This is a genomic window from Geothrix mesophila, from assembly GCF_022808835.1.
Lineage (GTDB): Bacteria > Acidobacteriota > Holophagae > Holophagales > Holophagaceae > Geothrix > Geothrix paludis.
Window position 1 is genome coordinate 1,378,149 of the sequence record NZ_JAKZLD010000001.1, and the last position, 19,858, is coordinate 1,398,006.

Annotated in this window: 18 protein-coding genes and 1 tRNA gene; 7 read left to right on the forward strand and 12 right to left on the reverse strand. The window is 67.7% G+C overall.

The genetic code is table 11. The features are described from left to right. Positions 1 to 559: 559 nt before the first annotated feature. Positions 560 to 2,653 (reverse strand): sensor histidine kinase, encoded by a 2,094-nt coding sequence (locus MLG87_RS06245; RefSeq protein WP_243294328.1) that lies wholly within the window; start codon positions 2,651 to 2,653, stop codon positions 560 to 562. 40 nt (positions 2,654 to 2,693) lie between these two features. On the opposite strand from MLG87_RS06245, the gene MLG87_RS06250 reads away from it, so the two are divergent. The 3 genes from MLG87_RS06250 to MLG87_RS06260 all read left to right on the forward strand — a co-directional run bounded on the left by MLG87_RS06250 (position 2,694) and on the right by MLG87_RS06260 (position 6,760). Continuing rightward, positions 2,694 to 3,917 (forward strand): DNA methyltransferase, encoded by a 1,224-nt coding sequence (locus tag MLG87_RS06250; RefSeq protein ID WP_243294329.1) that lies wholly within the window; start codon positions 2,694 to 2,696, stop codon positions 3,915 to 3,917. A 180-nt stretch (positions 3,918 to 4,097) separates the two neighbouring features. Further along, positions 4,098 to 4,931: a class I SAM-dependent methyltransferase gene (locus tag MLG87_RS06255; protein WP_243294330.1), complete on the forward strand. Its 834-nt coding sequence runs from the start codon at positions 4,098 to 4,100 to the stop codon at positions 4,929 to 4,931. A 65-nt stretch (positions 4,932 to 4,996) separates the two neighbouring features. Beyond that, the gene (locus MLG87_RS06260) at positions 4,997 to 6,760 is read left to right on the forward strand and encodes a B12-binding domain-containing radical SAM protein (RefSeq protein WP_243294331.1); all 1,764 of its coding nucleotides are present in this window, start codon (positions 4,997 to 4,999) and stop codon (positions 6,758 to 6,760) included. Positions 6,761 to 6,805: 45 nt separating this feature from the next. On the opposite strand, the gene MLG87_RS06265 is transcribed toward MLG87_RS06260, so the two are convergent. The 11 genes from MLG87_RS06265 to MLG87_RS06315 all read right to left on the reverse strand — a co-directional run bounded on the left by MLG87_RS06265 (position 6,806) and on the right by MLG87_RS06315 (position 14,787). Beyond that, complete coding sequence (locus MLG87_RS06265) at positions 6,806 to 7,432, reverse strand: OmpW/AlkL family protein (protein WP_243294332.1); 627 nt, start codon at positions 7,430 to 7,432, stop codon at positions 6,806 to 6,808. Positions 7,433 to 7,588: 156 nt separating this feature from the next. Further along, positions 7,589 to 8,614 carry a cytochrome d ubiquinol oxidase subunit II gene (gene cydB / locus MLG87_RS06270; protein WP_243294333.1) on the reverse strand — a complete coding sequence of 342 codons (1,026 nt, stop codon included), beginning with the start codon at positions 8,612 to 8,614 and terminating at the stop codon, positions 7,589 to 7,591. A 10-nt stretch (positions 8,615 to 8,624) separates the two neighbouring features. Continuing rightward, positions 8,625 to 9,944: a cytochrome ubiquinol oxidase subunit I gene (locus MLG87_RS06275; RefSeq protein ID WP_243294334.1), complete on the reverse strand. Its 1,320-nt coding sequence runs from the start codon at positions 9,942 to 9,944 to the stop codon at positions 8,625 to 8,627. Positions 9,945 to 9,979: 35 nt separating this feature from the next. Then, complete coding sequence (locus MLG87_RS06280) at positions 9,980 to 10,459, reverse strand: RrF2 family transcriptional regulator (RefSeq protein ID WP_243294335.1); 480 nt, start codon at positions 10,457 to 10,459, stop codon at positions 9,980 to 9,982. A 121-nt stretch (positions 10,460 to 10,580) separates the two neighbouring features. Beyond that, positions 10,581 to 11,189, reverse strand: coding sequence for a hypothetical protein (locus MLG87_RS06285; RefSeq protein ID WP_243294336.1), 609 nt, complete (start codon positions 11,187 to 11,189; stop codon positions 10,581 to 10,583). After that, positions 11,186 to 11,698, reverse strand: a complete 513-nt coding sequence (locus tag MLG87_RS06290; RefSeq protein ID WP_243294337.1) for an RNA polymerase sigma factor — start codon at positions 11,696 to 11,698, stop codon at positions 11,186 to 11,188. The genes MLG87_RS06285 and MLG87_RS06290 overlap by 4 nt, the downstream gene beginning before the upstream one ends. 119 nt (positions 11,699 to 11,817) lie before the next feature. Beyond that, positions 11,818 to 12,276 (reverse strand): hypothetical protein, encoded by a 459-nt coding sequence (locus tag MLG87_RS06295; RefSeq protein WP_243294338.1) that lies wholly within the window; start codon positions 12,274 to 12,276, stop codon positions 11,818 to 11,820. A gap of 107 nt (positions 12,277 to 12,383) precedes the next feature. Beyond that, positions 12,384 to 12,806 (reverse strand): GNAT family N-acetyltransferase, encoded by a 423-nt coding sequence (locus MLG87_RS06300; RefSeq protein ID WP_243294339.1) that lies wholly within the window; start codon positions 12,804 to 12,806, stop codon positions 12,384 to 12,386. Beyond that, positions 12,803 to 13,501 carry a tRNA (adenosine(37)-N6)-threonylcarbamoyltransferase complex dimerization subunit type 1 TsaB gene (gene tsaB / locus MLG87_RS06305; protein WP_243294340.1) on the reverse strand — a complete coding sequence of 233 codons (699 nt, stop codon included), beginning with the start codon at positions 13,499 to 13,501 and terminating at the stop codon, positions 12,803 to 12,805. The genes MLG87_RS06300 and tsaB overlap by 4 nt, the downstream gene beginning before the upstream one ends. 80 nt (positions 13,502 to 13,581) lie before the next feature. Next, positions 13,582 to 13,773 (reverse strand): 50S ribosomal protein L28, encoded by a 192-nt coding sequence (gene rpmB / locus MLG87_RS06310; RefSeq protein ID WP_243286606.1) that lies wholly within the window; start codon positions 13,771 to 13,773, stop codon positions 13,582 to 13,584. A gap of 156 nt (positions 13,774 to 13,929) precedes the next feature. After that, positions 13,930 to 14,787: an N-acyl homoserine lactonase family protein gene (locus tag MLG87_RS06315; protein WP_243294341.1), complete on the reverse strand. Its 858-nt coding sequence runs from the start codon at positions 14,785 to 14,787 to the stop codon at positions 13,930 to 13,932. 208 nt (positions 14,788 to 14,995) lie between these two features. On the opposite strand from MLG87_RS06315, the gene MLG87_RS06320 reads away from it, so the two are divergent. From MLG87_RS06320 to MLG87_RS06335, 4 genes are all read left to right on the forward strand, one after another. Beyond that, positions 14,996 to 15,853: a DNA-processing protein DprA gene (locus MLG87_RS06320; RefSeq protein WP_243294342.1), complete on the forward strand. Its 858-nt coding sequence runs from the start codon at positions 14,996 to 14,998 to the stop codon at positions 15,851 to 15,853. Between the two features lie 148 nt (positions 15,854 to 16,001). Then, positions 16,002 to 18,485, forward strand: coding sequence for a type I DNA topoisomerase (gene topA, locus MLG87_RS06325; RefSeq protein WP_243294343.1), 2,484 nt, complete (start codon positions 16,002 to 16,004; stop codon positions 18,483 to 18,485). Beyond that, a tRNA-Thr gene (locus MLG87_RS06330) sits at positions 18,470 to 18,538 on the forward strand. The genes topA and MLG87_RS06330 overlap by 16 nt, the downstream gene beginning before the upstream one ends. Positions 18,539 to 18,949: 411 nt before the next feature. Beyond that, positions 18,950 to 19,588 (forward strand): hypothetical protein, encoded by a 639-nt coding sequence (locus MLG87_RS06335; protein WP_243294344.1) that lies wholly within the window; start codon positions 18,950 to 18,952, stop codon positions 19,586 to 19,588. Positions 19,589 to 19,858: the final 270 nt, after the last annotated feature.

A 19,858-nucleotide genomic window follows, 5' to 3' on the forward strand; every position in this document is an offset into this window, starting at 1 on the left:
TTCAGGCCGCCCTCCGCTGACTCATCTCCCGAGAGTCGGTCAGATCCGCCTTGGACTGCCTGAAATTCCGAGGACCAAGGAAAAACATCGGTCACGTCCCTGAGCCACGACGACCGCTATTTGGAGTTCCTTGAACGAAACGCCCTGGATTTCCAGGGCGTTCAGATGCTCGTATTGTCCAAAGTCCAGGCTTCCGGCATGGCCGGAAGTGCTCTCGGGGGCGCCTGATCCGCGTCCAGAAGCGCGGCGCAGGCGCCCCCGGGATACAGCCCGTGCTTTCGGAGCGGACGTACCTGCCTTGTTCCGTGCCTTCCGGCTTTCTTCCGTGCCTTCTGTGACCAGCAAGGCGCTCGATGGCCGGCCGACGGTTCCGGATACCGGAACCCACACCCATGAGAGGCTGGTTCGGGGGCATGGCCCTCATTCGGAGCCTTCGGTGTCGCCGCTGTTCAAGATGGTCGTACTGGCCTGGCTGGTGATCGGCCCCGTGGGGCTCTGGCTGCGGCGCCGGCGCCGGCGGACGATCTGATCCGGCGACGTCGCCTCCAGGGCCCGGCCCTCAGAGCTGGGGCGGCAGGGCCAGGCTGAAGCGGCTGCCCCGCGCCAGGGGTTCGTACCAGGCGTCCCCGCCGTGGTCGTGGGCGATGCGGCGCACGATGGCCAGGCCCAGGCCCGTGCCCTTCCACTTGGTGGAGAAGTAGGGCTCGAAGAGCCGGTCCCGCTCCGCCTCGGCCACGCCAGCCCCATCGTCCTCCACGTCGAAGCGCAGCCGCCCGTCCGTGTCCGTGAGCGACAGGGAGACGTGGCCCTGGCCCTCCACGGCGGCCACGGCGTTGTCCACCAGGTTGATGAGGGCCCGCTTCACCATGTCTGCGTCCCAGAAGGCCTCCCGGGGGCCCTGGGGGAAGGTCAGGGTCCAGCGGATGCCCGGCTGGTTGGGCTCGTAGAGGGCCAGCACCTGGCGCAGCAGCTCCGCCGGATCGCAGGGCGCGAACTGGGGCGAGGGCAGGCGGGCGAAGCGGCTGAAGCTGTCCACCAGGCGCGAGAGGCTGGCGACTTCCGCCAGGATGGTCTCGGCGCCTTCCTGCACGGCCTCGGGATCCAGGCGCCCTTCGCGGGTGCGCCGCAGCAGCCGCTGGGCCGTGAGCTGGATGGGCGTGAGCGGGTTCTTCACCTCGTGGGCCATGCGCCGGGCCACCTCCTGCCAGGCCGCGCGCTTCTCGGCCTGGGCCAGGAGGGAGAGGTCCTCCAGCACGGCCAGGACGCCGCCGCCCTCCAGCGGCTCGAGGATGGCGCGCACGGGGCGGCCCTCGCCCTCGCCGCCGAGGCGCAGCTCCTCCTGCACGCCGCGGCCGGATTCGCGGACCGCCGCCAGCAGCTCGGGCAGGCGACCCAGCCGCGGCAGGGCCGCCACGGAACCCCAGCTCTCCTCCGAGGGATCGAAGGATTCCAGGCCCATCCAGGTCTTGGCCGCGGCGTTGAAGGTGCGCAGCTCGCCGTCCGCCCGCCAGCTCATGACACCCACGGGCAGGGCCGCCAGGATCTGGCCCAGGTAGGCCCGCTGCTGTTCCAGGCGGCTGGCCTGGGCCTCGATGGCGGCGCGGCTGGCCTTGAGGTCGCGGATCATGGCATTGAAGGTGCGGGCCAGGAAGGCCAGCTCGTCCTCGCCCATCTCCGGGATCTGCACCTCCAGATCCCCGCTGCCCACGCGCTGGGCGGCCTTGGCCAGGGCGCGGATGGGCTCGCTCAGGGACTTGGCCAGGGCCAGGCCCGACCACACCGCGAAGAAGAGTGTGAGCATGGTGAGGAAGAGGAAGGTGCTCTGGGGCAGGGTCTGGAGCGTGGCGCGAGCGGCCCGGATCTGCTGGCTCTCCCGGTAGCGCTGCTCCAGGGCCAGCACCCGCTCGAGGGTCTCCCGCGGCATGAGGATGCCCACGGCCCAGGTCCCGTCGCCCCGGGGCACGGTGCGCAGCAGCCAGAGGCCCTCGCGGGTCTCGCGCGCGCCCTCGGCTCCCAGGCCGGCCAGGTCCGGCGGCTCGAGTCCCTCGCGCAGGTCCATGGCCTTCACGCCGCCGTCGCCACCCTTCACGCCCTCACCGGTCCTGGGCCCGAGGAAGGCCACCAGGTCGAGGTTGGTCGCGGCGCGGAGGACGGGCGCCTCCGCCGAGGGGGACTCCAGCAGGCGGCCCGCGCCAAAGTCCAGGCGGGCCTCGGCGGCGGCGCGTAGGTCGCCGGCCACCTTCTGGCCGTCGCGGATGGCCACCTCCGTCTCGGGACTGAACCAGCGCTCCACGTTCTTGTTGATGAAGTTCCGGCCCACCAGGAAGAGGATCAGGCTGGGCACGATGCCCACGATGAAGAGCGTGAGCACCATGCGGGTGCGCAGCCGGGAGCCCAGGATGCCGCTCTTGCGCTCGAAGTAGAGCTTGGCCAGGCTGCGGGCCACGATGAACAGTAGCGTCCCGATGGCCAGCACGTTGGCCGTTCCCACGGCGATGAGGGCCCAGCGGGTGGGCGCGTCCAGCCCGCCCTCCGCCACGCGGTTCCCCACGGCCTTGTAGCTGAGGATGATCATGACGATCAGCACCCCCAGCCCCACCGCCACGTAGAGTCGGGTCAGCTCGGGGTGGCGCTTGGGCGGTTTGGGGACCATGCCAGCAGGCTATCCTGGAAGCTCCCCGAAAGGCAGGGCGATGGATACGGAGACAGCCGCGAGCAGGGCCTTCCTGGCCGACCTCGCCCCGGTGGAGGATGCGGCCTGGGACGAGGTCGAGACGGCCTCCGGCCGGCGCCCCCGCCTTTCGGCCGAGTTCTGGACCTCCCGCCAGCGGCAGGCCGCCAACCTCCACGAGATCTCGTACCGGGCCTGCTACAAGCCTCAGCTGCCCCGCCACTTCATCGAGCGCCTCACCCTGCCCGGCGAGCGGGTCTACGATCCCTTCAGCGGCCGGGGCACCACCGCGCTGGAAGCGGCGCTCATGGGACGCCGCGTGGCCGCCAACGACCTCAACCCCCTGTCCCGGATGCTGGCGGAGCCCCGCCTCACGCCGCCGGAGCCCGCCGCCGTGGCCGCGCGCCTGGCGGACATCCCCCGCGCCGGCGCCTCGGACGGGTTGGATCTGTCCATGTTCTTCCACGCCGACACCGAAGCCGAGATCCGCGGCCTGCGGGCCTGGTGCCTGGCGCGCGAGGCCGCCGGTGAGCTGGACGCCCTGGACACCTGGATCCGCATGGTGGCCACCAACCGCCTCACGGGACACAGCCCCGGCTTCTTCTCCGTCTACACCCTGCCCCCCAACCAGGCCGTCGGCGCCGACAAGCAGCGCCAGATCAACGCGAAGCGCCAGCAGGTGCCCCCCTACCGGGACACCCACGCGCTCATCCTGAAGAAGACGCGGCAGCTCCTCGCCGGCCTGGACGCCCTGGCCCTGCGGAACCTCGCCGCCGCGGCGCAGGACGCACGGTTCCTCACCGGCGAGGCCCGGTCCACACCGACCCTGGCGGACGGCTCCGTGACCCTCACCGTCACCTCGCCGCCCTTCCTCGATGTGGTCGACTACGTGGGCGACAACTGGCTGCGCTGCTGGTTCAACGGCCTGGACGCCCAGGCCATCGGCCGGGGCCTCAGCACGCACCGCACGGTGGAGGCCTGGTCGCAGGCCATGGGCGAGGTCTTCGCCGAGCTGTTCCGCGTCACGCGGCGCGGCGGCTTCGTGGCCTTCGAAGTGGGCGAGGTGCGGGGCGGCAAGCTCAAGCTCGACGAGGTGGCCCTCCCCCTGGGCCTGGCCGCGGGCTTCCGCGCCCATGGGGTACTGGTGAACACCCAGGTCTTCACCAAGACCGCCCACATCTGGGGCGTGGACAACAACGACAAGGGCACCAACAGCAACCGCATCGTGCTGTTCGAGAAGGTCTGAGTCTCGAGGCCACCGTGGCCTTCGCCAGAGCCCAGCCCGGGATCTAGGCGAAGTCATGGTTAAAAAACGATGTAAAAATCATTTTGATTCATTGACTCAGGTTCAATAAATCCCATCTTGGGGCTCTGCCCTTGGCTGCCCTGCCATTCCCGGGCTGATGCCTTGAGGTGAGGAGCGACCATGCCCCCAACCGCAACCGCCTCCCTGACGCCCGACATGGCCGCCCTCAAGGCCCGCCTCAAAGCCATTTGGATGGCTGGCAACTACGGCCATTTCGCCACCTACCTGGAGCCGGGCGCCCTGGAGTTCCTGAACCGCCTCGGTCCCGAGCCCGGCACGCGAATGCTGGACGTGGCCTGCGGGGCAGGCCAGATCGCGATCCCCGCGGCACGGGCCGGCGTGCACGTGACGGGCATCGACATCGCCACCAATTCCATCGAGGCGGCGCGGTCCCGCGCCAAGGCCGAAGGCGTGGAGGCCCGGTTCGAGGAAGGCGATGCGGAAATGATCGCCTACGAGGATGGAGCGTTTGACCTGGTGGTGAGCCTCATCGGCGCCATGTTCGCGCCGCGGCCCGAGCAGGTGGCGGCCGAGCTGGTGCGCGTGTGCCGGCCCGGCGGCCGCATCGCCATGGCGAACTGGACGCCCGGGGGCTTCGTCGGCCAGATGTTCAAGGCCGTCGGCAAGCATGTCCCGCCGCCGCCGCTCATGGCGCCCCCGGTGAAGTGGGGAGACGAGGCCACGGTCCGCGAGCGGTTCCGCGAGGGCGTGGCGAAGGTGGAGACCCGCAAGTGCCTGTACCCCATGCGCTATCCTTTCCCGCCAGGGGACGTGGTGGACTTCTTCCAGGCCTACTACGGCCCGGTCAACCGGGCCTTCGCCGCGCTGGACGCCGACGGGCAGCAGGCCCTGCACCAGGATCTCGAGCAGCTCTGGGCCGACCACAACCGTGCCCAGGACGGCACCACGGATGTCGAGGCCGAGTACCTCGAGGTGGTGGCAGTCCGGGAATAGCAGCTTGCCCCAGCCCCGGAAGGGCCGACCCTTGTCCTGGTTTCTGAACCAGGAAGGGGGCGGGATTGGGACTCAGAGTCCTGCTGGTCTATCCGGAGATGCCGCCCACCTACTGGAGCATGCGCTACGCCCTGCCCTTCATCGGCAAGAAGGCGGTCTTCCCCCCTCTGGGCCTGCTCACGGTGGCGGCCCTGCTGCCCGCCGACGCCGAGGTCTCCCTGGTGGACCTGAACGTGGCGCCGCTGCGGGACGCTGACCTGGCCGCGGCGGACCTCGTCTTCGTCTCCGCCATGATCGTGCAGAAGGAATCCATGGCGCAGGTCGTCCGGCGCTGCAACGCCCTCGGCAAGCCGGTGGTGGCGGGCGGACCCTACCCCACCAGCTGCCATGACCAGATCGAGGGTGTGGACCACTTCGTGTTGAACGAAGCGGAGGTCACGCTGCCCCTGTTCCTCCAGGACTACGCCCGGGGCGAGGCCAAGCCCCTGTACGCCAGCGCGGAAAAGCCCGACCTCGCGCGCACGCCCGCGCCGCGCTTCGACCTAGTGCGGCGGAAGGACTACGCCGAGATGGCCCTGCAGTTCTCCCGCGGCTGCCCCTTCGATTGCGAGTTCTGCGACATCATCGAGCTCTTCGGCCGCCGCCCCCGCACCAAGGCCCCCGCCCAGTTCCTCCACGAGCTGGAGCTTCTCTACGCGGAAGGCTGGCGCGGCCCGCTCTTCCTGGTGGACGACAACTTCATCGGCAACCGCCGGGAGGTGAAGGCCCTGCTCGCCGAGCTGATCCCCTGGCAGCGGAAGCACCATCACCCCTTCTCCTTCTTCACCGAGGCCAGCCTGGACCTGGCCACCGACGAGCCCCTCATGGACCAGATGGTCCAGGCCGGCTTCAACATGGTGTTCCTGGGCATCGAGACCCCCGACCTCTGCGCCCTGAAGGCCGCCGGCAAGCAGCAGAACCTCAGGGCCGACCTGCTCGCCAGCATCCGGACGATCCAGCGCAAGGGCATGGAGGTCTGCGGCGGCTTCATCGTGGGCTTCGACAGCGACCGCGGCGACATCTTCGAGCGCCAGGCCCGCTTCATCCAGGAGGCCGCCATCCCCACGGCCATGGTGGGCCTGCTCACCGCCCTGCCCCGCACCCGCCTCCACCGGCGCCTGGCGGCGGAGGGCCGCCTCACGGGCGACTCCGGCGGCGGCAACAACACCCACGACCTGCGCCTCAACTTCCGCCCGAAGATGGAACCCCGCAAGCTCGTCGACGGCTACAAGCGCCTCTTGGCGGAGATCTACCACCCGGACCACTACTTCGATCGCTGCCTGCGGCTCCTGAAGACCCTGAAGCCCCACCGCGCCACGCGGCGGAAGCTCCACGCCATGGAGCTCCGGGCCTTCGTCCGGTCCCTCCTCGTCCAGACCTTTTCCCGCTACGGCTGGGCCTACTGGCGCTTCCTCGTAAAGGGCTTCTTCGCCCGACCCCTCATGGTGCCCGAGACCGTCACCCTCGCCGTGAAGGGCCACCACTACTTCAAGATCACCCGCAGCCTCCTCGAGCTGGAGCGGTTCAAGGCCGGCCTGCAGGAGCTGGGGCGGGCCTTCGAGGCGCGCCTGCAGACCACCCGCGCCCAGGGCATGCCCCAGCGCCTGCCCCAGCATTTGGCCGAGCTCAGGGCCGCCCGCGACCGGGTGCTGGCCCAGGTGCAGGCGCGGTACCGGCGCCTTCCCCAGGACTTCCGCGCCTACGCCGACGACGCCGTGGCCGCCTTCCGCACCACCCTGGACGAGCGCCTCGCCCGCATCGCAGGCGAGGCGCCGATCCCCATCTCCTGAGCTGATTTCGAGGACTCAGCGTGTAGCCTACGTCCTCGGACAGCATTAAAACCGGTAGCCGACGCCCACCCCGAACAGGAACGGATCCACCTTCACCGTGGTGACTTTGGCGCCGGTGGCGGTCTTCACGTCGCTGCGGATCTGCACATATTTCGCATCCAGGTTGATGAAGCACTGCTTCGCCACCTTGAAGTCCACGCCCACCTGGGCGGCCAGGCCGACGCTGGTCCGGTCGAGGTCCAGGGCCCCGCCCGCCAGCTTCACGTCGGAGATCAGGGTGAGGTTCAGGCCCAGGCCCACATAAGGATCCACCGTCTGGCCCGGGAGGAAGTGCCACTGGGCCGTGAGGGTGGGCGGAAGCTCCTTGAACGTGCCGATCTTCGTGCCGGACAGGGTGACGTCGTGCTCCTGGGGCACGGTGAGCACCAGCTCCGCGACAAGGTTCTTCGTGAAGAAGTAGCTGATGTCCACCTCGGGGATGGTCTTCGAGCTGACGTGGATGGCGTCGGCTGGGAGCCCGGAGGCCGCGTCGGACTTGTCCGCGGGCTGGAGCGAGACGGCGCGCAGGCGCACCATCCATGGGCTTTCCTGGCGCGGCCCCTCCTGGGCCTGGAGCGGGGCAGAGCTCAGCAACCCGGCGGCCAGAGCCACCGGCAGAACGTAGGTCTTCATGGGTCGTACTCCTTGGGAAGGCCCGGGGAAGGTCTCCCCGGGAGGGGATCATTTGGGTCTTGGGGTGGGACAGGCAACCGCGAAAAACGCGAATGGGCGCGAAAAAAGGAAAGTCTTGTTTCGCGATCTTTCGCGCCTTTCGCGGTTCCAGCGTGTTCAGTAGGCAGGTCCCTTGCGGATGCTCTCGGCGGTCACGGTGTCCCGGAACGTCAGGTACACCCACAGCTGGTAGCCGATCACCACAGGCAGGAAGCAGAGCACCACGCCCAGCATGATCTTCAGCGTCAGCGGGCTGGAGGCGGCGTTGAAGGCCGTCACCGAGGCCGCGGGGTCCAGGCTGGAGGGCAGCAGGTTGGGGAAGAGGCCCGCCACGCCGAAGAGTACGGCGCCCAGGATGAGGGCCGACGAGGCGAACCAGGCCTTCCACCAGGCGCCCTGCCCTGCGAAGACCCGCGTCAGCAGCAGGCCAGCGACTGCCAGCAGGGGCAGCGCGAGGAGGACGGGCTTGGCCAGCACGTTCTGCCAGAGCCGCGTGCTGAACCAGGTCAGGACGAGGAAGGCCACGGCCACGACGGCTTCCATCAGCCACAGGGTGGTGGCCATGCGGCCGGCCCGCGCCTGCAGGTCGCCCTCGGTGCGGGTGGTCAGCCACAGGGCGCCGTGCACGGCGAAGATCACCACGAAGAGCCCGCCGCCCAGCAGGCCGTAGGGGTTGAGCAGCGTGAGCAGGTTGCCGTGGAAGATCCCCGCGGCGTCCAGGGGCAGGCCCTGGAAGATGTTGGCGAAGGCCACGCCCAGCAGCAGCGAGGGCAGGAAGGAGCCCACCACCAGGCAGGCGTCCCAGGTGGCGCGCCAGCGGGCGCTGTCCACCTTGCCCCGGAACTCGAAGGCCACGCCCCGCAGGATCAGCGCGAAGAGCAGCAGCATGAGCGGCGTGTAGAGGCCCGAGAACATGATGGCGTAGGCCCGCGGGAAGGCCGCGAAGGTCACGCCGCCCGCCGTGATGAGCCACACCTCGTTGCCGTCCCAGAAGGGCCCCATGGCGTTCACGAGGATGCGCTTGTCGGTTTCATCGTTGGCCAGGAAGGGGAACAGCGTGCCCAGGCCCAGGTCGAAGCCGTCGAGCATGAAGTAGACGGCCCAGGCCACGCCCCAGATCACGAACCAGATGGATTCCAGCATGGTCGACTCCTCACTTCGCGGCCGCGGTCGCGGCGTCAGGGCCCTTGCGGGCGAAGGTGAACAGCAGGTAGATGTCCACGGCACCCAGCAGCGCGTAGACGAGGAAAAAGGCCACGAGCGAGGTGCCCACCTGCGAGGTGGCCAGGGGCGACACGGCGTCGGAGGTCTTCATCAGGCCGTAGACGATCCAGGGCTGGCGGCCCAGCTCCGCGATGGTCCAGCCCAGTTCGTTGGCCAGGTAGGGCAGCGGGATGAGCCAGGGCAGCACCTTCAGGAAACGCGGCTGGTCCTCGATGTGGTGGCGCTTGAGGAAGGCCCAGAGGCCCAGGGCCAGGAAGAGCACGCCCAGGCCCACCATGGCGCGGAAGCTGAGGAACACGGGCAGCACGGGCGGGCGCTGGTCAGCCGGATAGTCCTTCAGGCCCTTCACCTCGCCGCCGGTGGAGTAGGTGGCCAGCAGGCTGAGGCCGCTGGGCACGGAGAGCGACTGCACGGCGTTGCGCTCGTTCGCGGCGTCAGGCCAGGCCAGCAGGTGCATGGGCACGTTGCGGCCCGTCTCCCAGTGGGCCTCCATGGCCGCCAGCTTGGTGGGCTGGGCGGTGCTGAGGATCTCGGCATTCATGTGGCCCTGGGCGATCTCGAAGAGGGCGAAGATCAGCGTCCAGGCCGCCGCCAGGCGGAAGGACTTCTTGAAGAAGGCCGTCTCATGCTTGCGGATCAGGTGCCAGGCAGAGATGCCCAGCACGAAGAAGCCCGCGGTGATGTAGGCGCCGCCCAGGGTGTGGATGAACTCCAGGATGGCGAAGCGCTGGGTGATGACGGCGAAGAAGTCCGCCAGCTCGGCGCGGCCGTTCCGCAGGATGAAGCCCGTGGGGTGCTGCATCCAGGCGTTGGCCACCAGGATCCAGAAGGCCGAGATGTTCGAGGCGATGGCCACCAGGCAGATGGCGGTGACATGGGCCTTCTTCGACAGCTTGTTCCAGCCGAAGTGCCACACGGCGATGAAGGTGGACTCCAGGAAGAAGGCCGCCGTGGCCTCGATGGCCAGCAGCGAGCCGAAGATGTCGCCCACGTAGGCGGAGTAGCGCGACCAGTTCGTGCCGAACTGGAACTCCAGCGTCAGGCCCGTCACCACGCCGATGGCGAAGTTGATGAGGAAGAGCTTCCCCCAGAACTTGGCCATGCGCTTGTAGTCCTCGTCCCCGCTGCGCACGTACTGCGTCTCCATGAGGGCGACGAGCATCGAGAGGCCCAGCGTCAGGGGCACGAACAGGAAGTGGAAGTAGGTGGCGACCGCGAATTGCAGGCGCGACAGGGCTAGGACATCCAAGGTGTCCTCCTTTCAGGGGGGGTTGGGTGGGAGCGCTAGGAGACGTTACAGGCCGACGCCGCCGTCCGGACGGCGGCGTGGCGGGAGAGGTGGGCGCTGAGGTGCGCCTCGGAATCGTGGGCCAGGGCGTCGAAGCGCACGCCGGCCAGGTGATCGCGCAGGGCCTGCGTGGCGGCGGCCCAGGCGCCCTGCACGGGGCAGCCCTTCGACAGCGGGCAGATGTGCTTGCCGTCGAGGCACTGGTTGAGGACGATGCCGCCCTCCACCGCCTCGATGACATCGAGCAGCGAGATCTCCGCGGCCGGCCGCGCCAGGCTGATGCCGCCGCCCGTGCCCCGGGCCGTATGGAGGATGCCCGCCTTCACGAGGCTGGCCGAGAGGCGCCGTACGAAGGCCTCCGGCAGGAGGCGGAGCTGGGCGATCTCGCCGATGGAGACGCGCGTGCCGGGCTCGAGCGTGGCCAGGTGAAGCACCAGCCGCGCCGCGTAGTCCGTCTGTCTGGAGATGCCGATCATGGGGCCCCGGAATGTGACTGTTTCACTAACATTACCCAACCAGTCACATTGGTCAATACCCATGGGTCAACAATTTTGAGGATGAATGAGTCCCCTTCTCAGTATGCCGGGGCCGGCCGGCTCAGCCCTGCCCGCCCCATCCCGGCGGCTCGACGAGGACGTACCCCCGGCCGTTCTCGTTCCAGGCCTGGGCCTGGTGTCCCTCGAAGGCGAGTCTGCGCGGCTGGTCGAACCCGAACGGCAGGCCCCGGAGGGTGCGGTCGAAGACGTAGATGGCGCGGCCATCCTGGAGGTAGTAGCAGACAGCGCGGCAGGCCTCCATGTCGCACACGCAGCCCCCCTTCATGGCCTGCCCGGCCAGGCACTTCGGCAGCGCGGCGGAGAATCCGGCGGCCTGCGCGGACCATCGCCGGCCCTGCTCACCAGAATCCGGCCCGGAGGCCCCCGCGGTGAACTCCATGCGCGGGCCTTCCATGTACCGCTGGATCGAGGCCCGGGCGAGCCGCGAGCCTTCCTGGCCGCGCCCGAGGGCCATCCACCCCCAGGTTCCCCCGCCCAGGAGGACCATCAGCAGGGCGGCGATTCCCAGGGCCGGCCACGTCCAGCGCGAACGCCGCGTCCCGGCCCCGCGCAGCAGGCTGCGCCGAAGGTCGTCGGGGGCGGCACCGGGGCGCAGGGTGTCCTTGAGCTGCTGGTCGAACCCAGGGGTGGGGGCCGTGTTCCGGGTCATACCGCACCTCCCTTCACGGAGATCCCTTCTTCCGCCATGGCTGCCTTCAGGGCCGCCTTGGCCCGGTGAATCCGGCTCTGGACGGTGCCCAGGGGAAGGTCCAGGAGGCTGCCGATCTGGTCGTAGGGAAGCTCCTGCTGGTATCGCAGGAGCAGGATGGACCGTGCCGCCTCGGGAAGCCGGTCGAGGGCGGCGGGCAGCGCCGCGAGCAGCGAAGGGTCCACGGTTTCGTCGACCTCGGGGCCCGGAAGGTTCTCGAAGGCCTCGTCGTCCCAGACCTCGAACCGGGCGCTGGCCCGGAACTCCATGGCGATCTCGTGGCGGAGGATGGACAGCAGCCAGCCGCGGGCCGCCAGGGCGTCCCGAAGCTGGCTGAGCTTCTCGAAGGCCTTGAGGAAGGTCCGCTGCACGAGCTCCCGGGCGAGATCCTCCTGGCGGAGCTTCGCCCGGGCATAGGCGTACACCGCGTCAAGATGCGCCTCCACCAGAGATTCCGATGTCAGGTCCAAGGGATGTCCTGCATGCCGTCCTCGACGCGCCTGCCCTGGGCATCAACCCCGCGCGGCGCCCCCGCAAGGGCGGCCGGAACGGTGGCGGAGCGGGCCATTCCACCAAAGCACGGGACGGATCAGGACGGCAAGTACCAGGCGTCGACGGGATTTTCGGCAGGGGTGGGCTTGGCGTGGCTGGCCTGGTCCATGGGGCAGGCTGTCTCGCAGCAGGCCATGGGATTCGCCGCCGAGGCGGCGCCTTCCTCCGCAGTCGGCAGGTACCAGGAGCCGGTCGCCTTCAGGTCGGCCGCGCCGTCCTGCTTCGCCGGAGCCGCGGTGCTCCGCGTCTCATCGCAGGCCATGACGCCGTTCGACGCGGCGTTCGCCTCCTCCCAGGTCGGCAGGTACCAGGAGCCGGTCGCCTCCGGAGCGGACGCGTCGTGGACGGCCTTCGCCATGTCCGCCATGTCCATGGTGCATGAGGCCATCTGGCAGGCCGAGGGGGCATGGGCGGGCATCGAACCGGCGTCCCCGGCGAAGGCGGGGGCGAAGGCGGCGAGCGCCAGCAGGGCGAGTGGGGTTCGAGTGATCTTCATGACTTCTCCCAGGTGAGTCCGCCTGATTCAGCGGCTCACAGGAAGGGATGCACGAGGGAACGCTTTGTTCCGTCCTCTTTTTGGGCCCGCGGTTCCGCCGGCCCGGCTCAGCCCAGGCGCTGGTACAGCAGCGCGTCCTCGCCGTCGGCGTAGTAGCGGGGGCGCCGGCCGCAGGGCGACCAGCCGCAGGCCTCGTAGAGCCGCACGGCGGCCTCGTTCGAGGGGCGCACCTCCAGGTACAGGCGGTCCATCCCGTCCGCCGCCAGCTCCCGCTGGCTGGTCATCAGCAGGGCCCGGCCCAGGCCTCGGCCGCGGGCCGCCGGGGCCACGACGATCCGCACCAGCTCGGCCTCCCCCGCCCGGGGCGCCCGCGACCACAGGGCGAAGCCCACCTCCGGCACCATCCACAGGGCCTCGTGGCCGGCCAGGTCGCCCCAGGGCTCCCCGAAGGCCTCGCGGTCCAGGGCCACCACCCAGGGCGGCAGCTCGGCCCCCTCCAGGAGCCGGTGGACCGCGTGGGGCCGGGTCATCGCGCCACGCCCTTCCGCAGGGCTTCCGGCAGGTGGGCGGCGGCGTGGGGGAAGTTCACCTCGGCGTCGGTCTCCCGCAGGTAGAAGGGCTTGAGGGGCGCTTCCGGCGCGCCCTGGGACACCCCCCGCGCCAGCGCCACCAGGCCCGCCAGCGTGGCCGCGCCCTCGTCGGCCAGCGCGATGCGGTGGTCCGGCAGCATGGTCGCCACCTTGGGCGCGAAGGCCTCCGGCGCCCACCAGGCCTCCTCGCCCACGCGCCCGGGCAGGTCGGCCAGGGGATGCTTAGCGGCGGCTTCCGAAGGGCCCTCCGCCCCCCAGCGCTGGTGGAAGGCCTCGCCCCGCTGGCCGTCCAGGAGGATCCACAGAGGTCCGGTCACCTGGGCCTGGCGCAGGGCTTCGGCCCGCAGCGCGAAGGCGGAGAAGCCCCAGGTGGGCAGGCCCGTGAGGCCGAAGCCCTCGGCCGTGGCCACGCCGATGCGCAGGCTGGTGAAGCCCCCGGGGCCCAGGCAGGCGGCCACGCCGGTGAGGTCGCCCGGGGCGGCGCCGGCCTCGGCCATGAGCGCGTCCAGGGTTGGAATCAGGCGCTCGCTGTGCCCCCGTCCCACGCTCGAGACCACCCGCCGCGTCCACGCGTGGTCCCCCCGGATCAGCGCCAGGTGCAGGATTTCCGTGGTGGTGTCGAGGGCGAGCAGCATGGGATCAGTCTGACAGGCGCACCGCGCCCATACGCGAAGCGGCGGCCGGTCGGCCGCCGCTTCGCGTATCGAGAAAAGCCCTAGACCGCCTTCAGGACCTTGCCGGCCTGGATGCAGGAGGTGCAGACGCGCAGGCGCTTGGGGGCGCCGCCCACCAGGGCGCGCACGCGCTGGATGTTCGGATTCCAGCGGCGCTTGGTGACGTTGTTGGAATGGGAGACGTTGTTCCCGAACTGGGGCTTCTTGCCACAGACTTCGCACTGACGGGACATGGGAACCTCACGGGCCGGAAAGGGAAATAGCCAAGAGACCCAGTGTAATCACGGGCCCGGAAAATGCAAGAGGAAAGGGCTTGCCGATGGGGGATCGACTCGGGTACCCCCGGCCCCACCCGCTGGTAGTTCGGTCGCCGCCCGGCGGGCCCGGCTTTAGTCCAGGTAGGCGGGGAACGCGGGGAGGGCCCGGAAGTCGGCTTCGGAGTGCTGCACGACGAAGCGCGCCTTGGTGTTCGCGATGATCCGCTCGATGCGGTCGATGGAGGCCAGGGAGTCGGCCCGTTCGGTGTTGAACCCAGGAACGCGACGGTGCGTCCGATTCTCGTTCGTGTGGTACAGGTCGCCGGAGAGGATCAAGGTGCCGGCGTTCTTGAGCTTCACCATCAGCACCTGGTGGCCCGGCGTGTGCCCCGGGGCCTTGAGGATGCGGACGGTGCCGTCGCCGAACACGTCGTAGTCTCCGTCGATCAGCTGGGTCTTGGCCGTCTTGTAGCCGCTGATGGACGTGGGATCGGCTCCGAAGGGGGTGGGTTCACTCAGCGCCCAGGCCAGCTCCTGGCGGTTGATGATCCAGGTGGCAGCGCCGAACAGCGCGGCATTGCCCGTGTGGTCGAAGTGGAAGTGGGAGAAGGCCACATGGGTCACTTGCGAGGGCGTGAGGCCCAAGGCCTTCAGCTGGCCGGCCAGGGTCCGGCGCACCACCAGCCGGGCGAAGCCGGTATCGAGGCCGTCCGGCTTTTCCGCCAGCTTGTCGCCGAGGCCCGTGTCCCAGACCAGGATGCCCTTGGGATGGCGGATGATGAAGCTCGGCGCGACGAGGGTCCCGGGCTTGCCGTCGTACTCGCCGGTGTCCGAGAAGGCGCCGAGGTCCTTCAGCTCGATGCTCCCGGTGTCGAGGGCGTACAGGCGGACCTCCTTCACGGGTTCATCCGCTCGGGAGGGGAAGGCCGCGAGGGCGAAGAGGGCCAGAACCGCCAGGCGGGCCAGGCGCAGAGGGGTTTCGAATCGCATGTCGGGCTCCAAGGTGGGGCTTTGGAAGCTGGTTGCTGTCCAGACAGCCCTGTCCCGGAACCTTAGGAGGTCCGCGACCAGCCTGAAAGCAGGCACCCTCGAGTGAGTTAGGCGCCCATGGGTGCGCCATCCCGCCCTCCCCTGGAGCCGACTCTCTTGCGCGGCGCGGGACTTCCGTTCCAGGATGAGCCCTCCCTTCGGGAATCCCATGGACCTCGCCCTCTGGGCCCTCGCCTTCACGGTTCTGGACTGGCCCGAGCGCCAGAAGGCCGAAGCCTGGGCGGCGGTCCAGGCGGGGGCGGAGCCCGCGATATCGCCCGACCAGGTCACGGCCCTGGTCCGCCTGGAGGCCAGCCTGCCCCGGCGGCGCCAGGAGGCCCTCAACCGCGGCGCCCGCCTGCTGCTGCCGGGCGACGAGGGCGCCGACGCCCTGCTGGCGCCCCTGCCCTACCCCGTGGCCCTGTGGGTGCGGGGGAACCTGCCCCCGCCGGTGCCCGGCGGGACGCATAGCCTGGCCATCGTGGGCAGCCGCCAGGCCAGCCGGCACGGGCGGGACCGCGCCCGGGGCTGGGCGAAGGTGCTGGCCGAGGCGGGCGTGGCGGTGATCTCCGGCCTGGCCCGGGGCATCGATGTCGCCGCGCACCTGGGGGCGCTGGACGCGGGCCCGGGCGGCGCGGGCACCTGGGGCGTCCTGGGCTCGGGCCTGGATCATCCCTATCCGCCGGAGCACGCCCCCCTCATGGACCGCATGGTGGCCGCCGGCGGCGGTGTCATCACCCCCTTCCCGCCCGAGGCCCCGCCCCGGAAGTGGCACTTCCCCCGCCGGAACTGGCTGCTGGCGGCCTGGTCCGAGGGCGTCCTGGTGGTGGAGGCCCGGTGGCAGTCCGGGTCCATGGTCACCGCCCGCCTCGCCCTGGACCTGGGCAAGGACCTCTGGGTGTGCCCCGGGTCTCCGGAGGACCCTTCCGCCGAAGGTCCAAACTTTTTACTAAGAGAAGGCGCTGCACGGGTTTGCCTATCCCCGGAGGGCCTGTTGCAGGACCTGGGCCTCCCCCCCCGCACTTGACAAACCGGCAGGGCCAGGATCCATCCTTAGGGGCCGTTCGGGGCGGATAGCGTTTTTCGGGCGGCCCCGGGGCGGGCCCTGCGCCCCCTGGCTTTTGAGAATGTCCAAGTGCTGTGAATGGGAGGCCTGCCCTCCAAGGAGAAGTGCCGTGACTAAACTCGTGATCGTCGAAAGCCCGTCGAAGGCGAAGACCATCACCAAGTACCTCGGCAAGGGGTACAAGGTCATGGCCTCCGTGGGCCACATCCGGGACCTCCCGCGCAAGCTGGGGGTCGACATCGAGAACGGCTTCCAGGAGGAATACGAGATCAGCCCGGCCAAGGAGAAGGTGGTCAAGGAGCTGAAGGCCGCCGCCAAGACCGCCGACGAGCTGGTGCTCGCCACCGACCCCGACCGCGAGGGGGAGGCCATTTCCTGGCACCTGCTGGAGGCCATCAAGCCGCCCAAGAGCCTGCCCGTCAGCCGCGTCCTCTTCAACGAGATCACCCCGGCGGGCATCCAGAAGGCCATGGCCGCGCCCACCTCCATTAATAAGAAGCTGGTGGACGCCCAGCGGGCCCGCCGCGTGCTGGACCGCCTCGTGGGCTACAAGGTGAGCCAGGTGCTCTGGGACAAGGTGCGCCGTGGCCTCAGCGCCGGGCGCGTCCAGAGCGTGGCCGTGCGCATCATCGTGGACCGCGAGAAGGAGATCCAGGCCTTCAACCCCGTCGAGTACTGGGTGCTCAAGGCCAAGTTCGCCGCCAAGCTGCCGCCATCCTTCTGGATGAAGCTGGTGAAGGTGGGCGGCGAGGCCCTGCAGCTCGGCAACAAGGAGACCAAGCGCCGGGTGGCGGACGCCGCCCAGGCCAAGGATCTGAAGGCGAAACTCGAGAAGGCCGCCTACAAGGTCACCAGCCTGGAAACGAAGGAGAAGAAGCGGAATCCCGCCGCCCCCTTCACCACCGCCAAGCTCCAGCAGGAGTCGGCCCAGAAGCTCAAGATGAGCGTCAGCCGCACCATGCAGAACGCCCAGCGGCTGTATGAAGGCGTGGACTTCGGCGAAGGCCCCGTGGGCCTCATCACCTACATGCGCACCGATTCGCCCCGCATGGCCCCCGAGGCCGTGGAGGCCACCCGCGAGCTCATCGCCAAGAAATACGGCAAGGAATACCTGCCCGCCAAGGCCCGCGTGTACACGGGCAAGGCCGGGGCGCAGGACGCGCACGAGGCCATCCGCCCCACGGACGTCGCCCGCACGCCCGAGAGCCTGCGCGGGCACCTGGAGCCCGACCAGTTCCGCCTCTACGCCCTCATCTGGCGGCGGACCATGGCCAGCCAGATGGAGGCCGCGCGCTTCGACGAGACGGTGGTGCAGACCGAAGCGGAAGTCGGCAAGGAGACGGCGCTCTTCGAGGCCAAGGGCGAGATCGAGCGCTTCCCCGGCTGGCTGGCGGTCTACCGCGCCGACAAGACGGAGAGCGACGCCGAGTCCATCGCCGACGCCACCAAGGATGGCACCCGGGATGGCGAGGAGGACGAGGACGAGGCCCTGCTCCCGGCCCTGAAGCTGGGCGAGGCCCTGAAGCTGGAGCAGCTCGACGCCGACCAGTCGTTCACCAAGCCCCCGGCGCGCTTCAACGAAGCCACGCTGGTGAAGGAACTGGAGGAGGATGGCATCGGCCGGCCCTCCACCTACGCCAGCATCATCAGCACCATCCAGGACCGCGACTACGTGAAGAAGCACGAGGGCCGCTTCAAGCCCACGGAGCTGGGCATGGTGGTCACGGAGCTGCTCATCCAGGGCTTCCCGCGCCTGCTGGACAGCAAGTACACCTCGGGCATGGAGGGCAACCTCGACCGCATCGAGGAGGGCCAGCTCACCTTCAAGAAGGCCATGACCGATTTCTACGGCCCCTTCGAGAAGGCGCTCCAGGCCGCCGGCACGGACATGCAGAACCTCAAGGCCGGCGTGCCCACGGGCGAGAAGTGCCCCAAGTGCGGCGACCGGAAGAAGCACCCGGGCGTGCTGCTCAAGCGCATCGGCCGCAACGGGCTCTTCGTGGGCTGCACCAACTACAGCGCCGAGAATGAAAAGGACAAGTGCGACTACACGGCGGACCTCGAGAAGATGGAGGAGCCCGAGGACGCGCCCGAGTGCCCGCTCTGCGGCACCACGCCCATGAACCTGCGCAAGGGCCAGTGGGGCCCCTTCTGGGCCTGCCCCAACTACCCCAAGTGCAAGGGCATCGTGAAGGCCGATCCCAAGGGCATCCCCGTGCCGCCGGACGAGCCCATCGGCGAGAAGTGCCCCAACTGCGGCAAGGATTTCGTGAAACGCCACGGCCGCTACGGCGAGTTCATCTGCTGCATCGACTACCCCACCTGCAAGACGGTGAAGAAGGAGATCCTCGCCGTCCCCTGCCCCAAGTGCGGCGGCGGCCTCAGCCCCCGCAAGACCCGCTTCGGCAAGGTCTTCTACGGCTGCGTGAACTACCCCAAGTGCGACTTCACCGCCTGGGACAAGCCCGTCCCCGTCACCTGCCCCGCCTGCAAGAACCCCACCATGGGTGAGAAAACCCGGAAGCCGCGGGGGAAGGACCCCATCCAGGTACTGCTCTGCCCCAAGTGCGGGCATGAGGAGCCGATGGGATGATCGGTTGATTCGTAATCAGCAGGCCGCAGGTTCGAATCCTGTAGTTGGCTCCAGGATTTAGGCCCCTTCAGAGGAATCTAGCTCATGAGGTTCTATCCCATAATGGTCAATGATCCCGGATGGGATGGCCTGCCTGACGTGGTGGAGAAGCGGGCCTATCAACCAGTGCTCACAAAGACGAAGAACGCCGGAAAAGTGGCCGCCCTTCGGATGAGCAACGGCTGAGGGAGCTTTAGCGGATCATGCAAACAGACGGGGAGACGGTTACACAGGTAGTGCGATGAACCATTCAAGGCTCATCAAGCCAAGGAGGATAATCCAGAGAAGGGGGTTCCATGTGTGATAGCATTCCTCCACTCATGATCCCACCCTTGAACCAGAGATCAGGTTCCGGCACCCATTGGTGAAGGACGCAAGGACGGTTTCGATACAAAATCCCCACGAGTTTCAAACAGAGGCACAACGTGCAAATAAATCTAGATAATTGGTCCATCGCTATTGTTGGCTCCTGGAACAAGGCGATTATAAATCCTGCTTGGTTAACAAAAACACTTGCCTTTGAAGGTCTTATAGGCATGCAGTTTCCAATTGGAAACCCGAACCTTCCTGTCAGGTATGATTTAAATAACGTAATCGTTGTCGGGAGACCGGATGCCTTGGTATTAGCCCCCAAAGTTGATTCTGATGAAGTGCTCATACGGATGGAAAATTATGCAATTAAAATTCTTAGAACGCTTGTGCATACTCCGATTTCGGCTGTTGGTATAAATTTTGATTTTCGTGAACATGAGCCACCTGAATCCGTAACAAAGGTTTTTAATTTTGAAGATCGTTCAGAATTAGCCGGTTGTGGTTACGTCGTTCGGGCCAACTCCGTTCAAAGAAACCTTATTGCTGATGGTTCAGATTTTCAGCTTAATTTCATCGTTTCTCGTGATGAGACTTCTGATGTTTCATTGAATTTTAATTTTCACAAAGAAATCTCGAGTCCCGATAGTGCAGCCGATTTTTTAGATGGTAAAACTATCTCATGCAAAAGAATGGCTTTAACTGTTATGAAATCTCTTTATGGTTTGGAAGTCGAAGGTGCGGAGGCCACATGAATAAACTGGGCAATTACTCAAATATCACATCTCCAAAAGGGGAGTATAGAAGTAGGGCAGATTCCTATGAGGTAAAGACTCAAGCCTCGTCTAGGGAAACAAATTCGGGATCACATGAAATTGTTTTGATTTCTTCCTGCTCAGCCGAATCAATCACAATTGAATATAACACCAAAGAACGTTCGTTGCGCAAATTACTTAAAGCGATTAACACCAAATAACCGGAAAACCCATCTGTGCATATAACATATTCAGAGACACCCGACTACA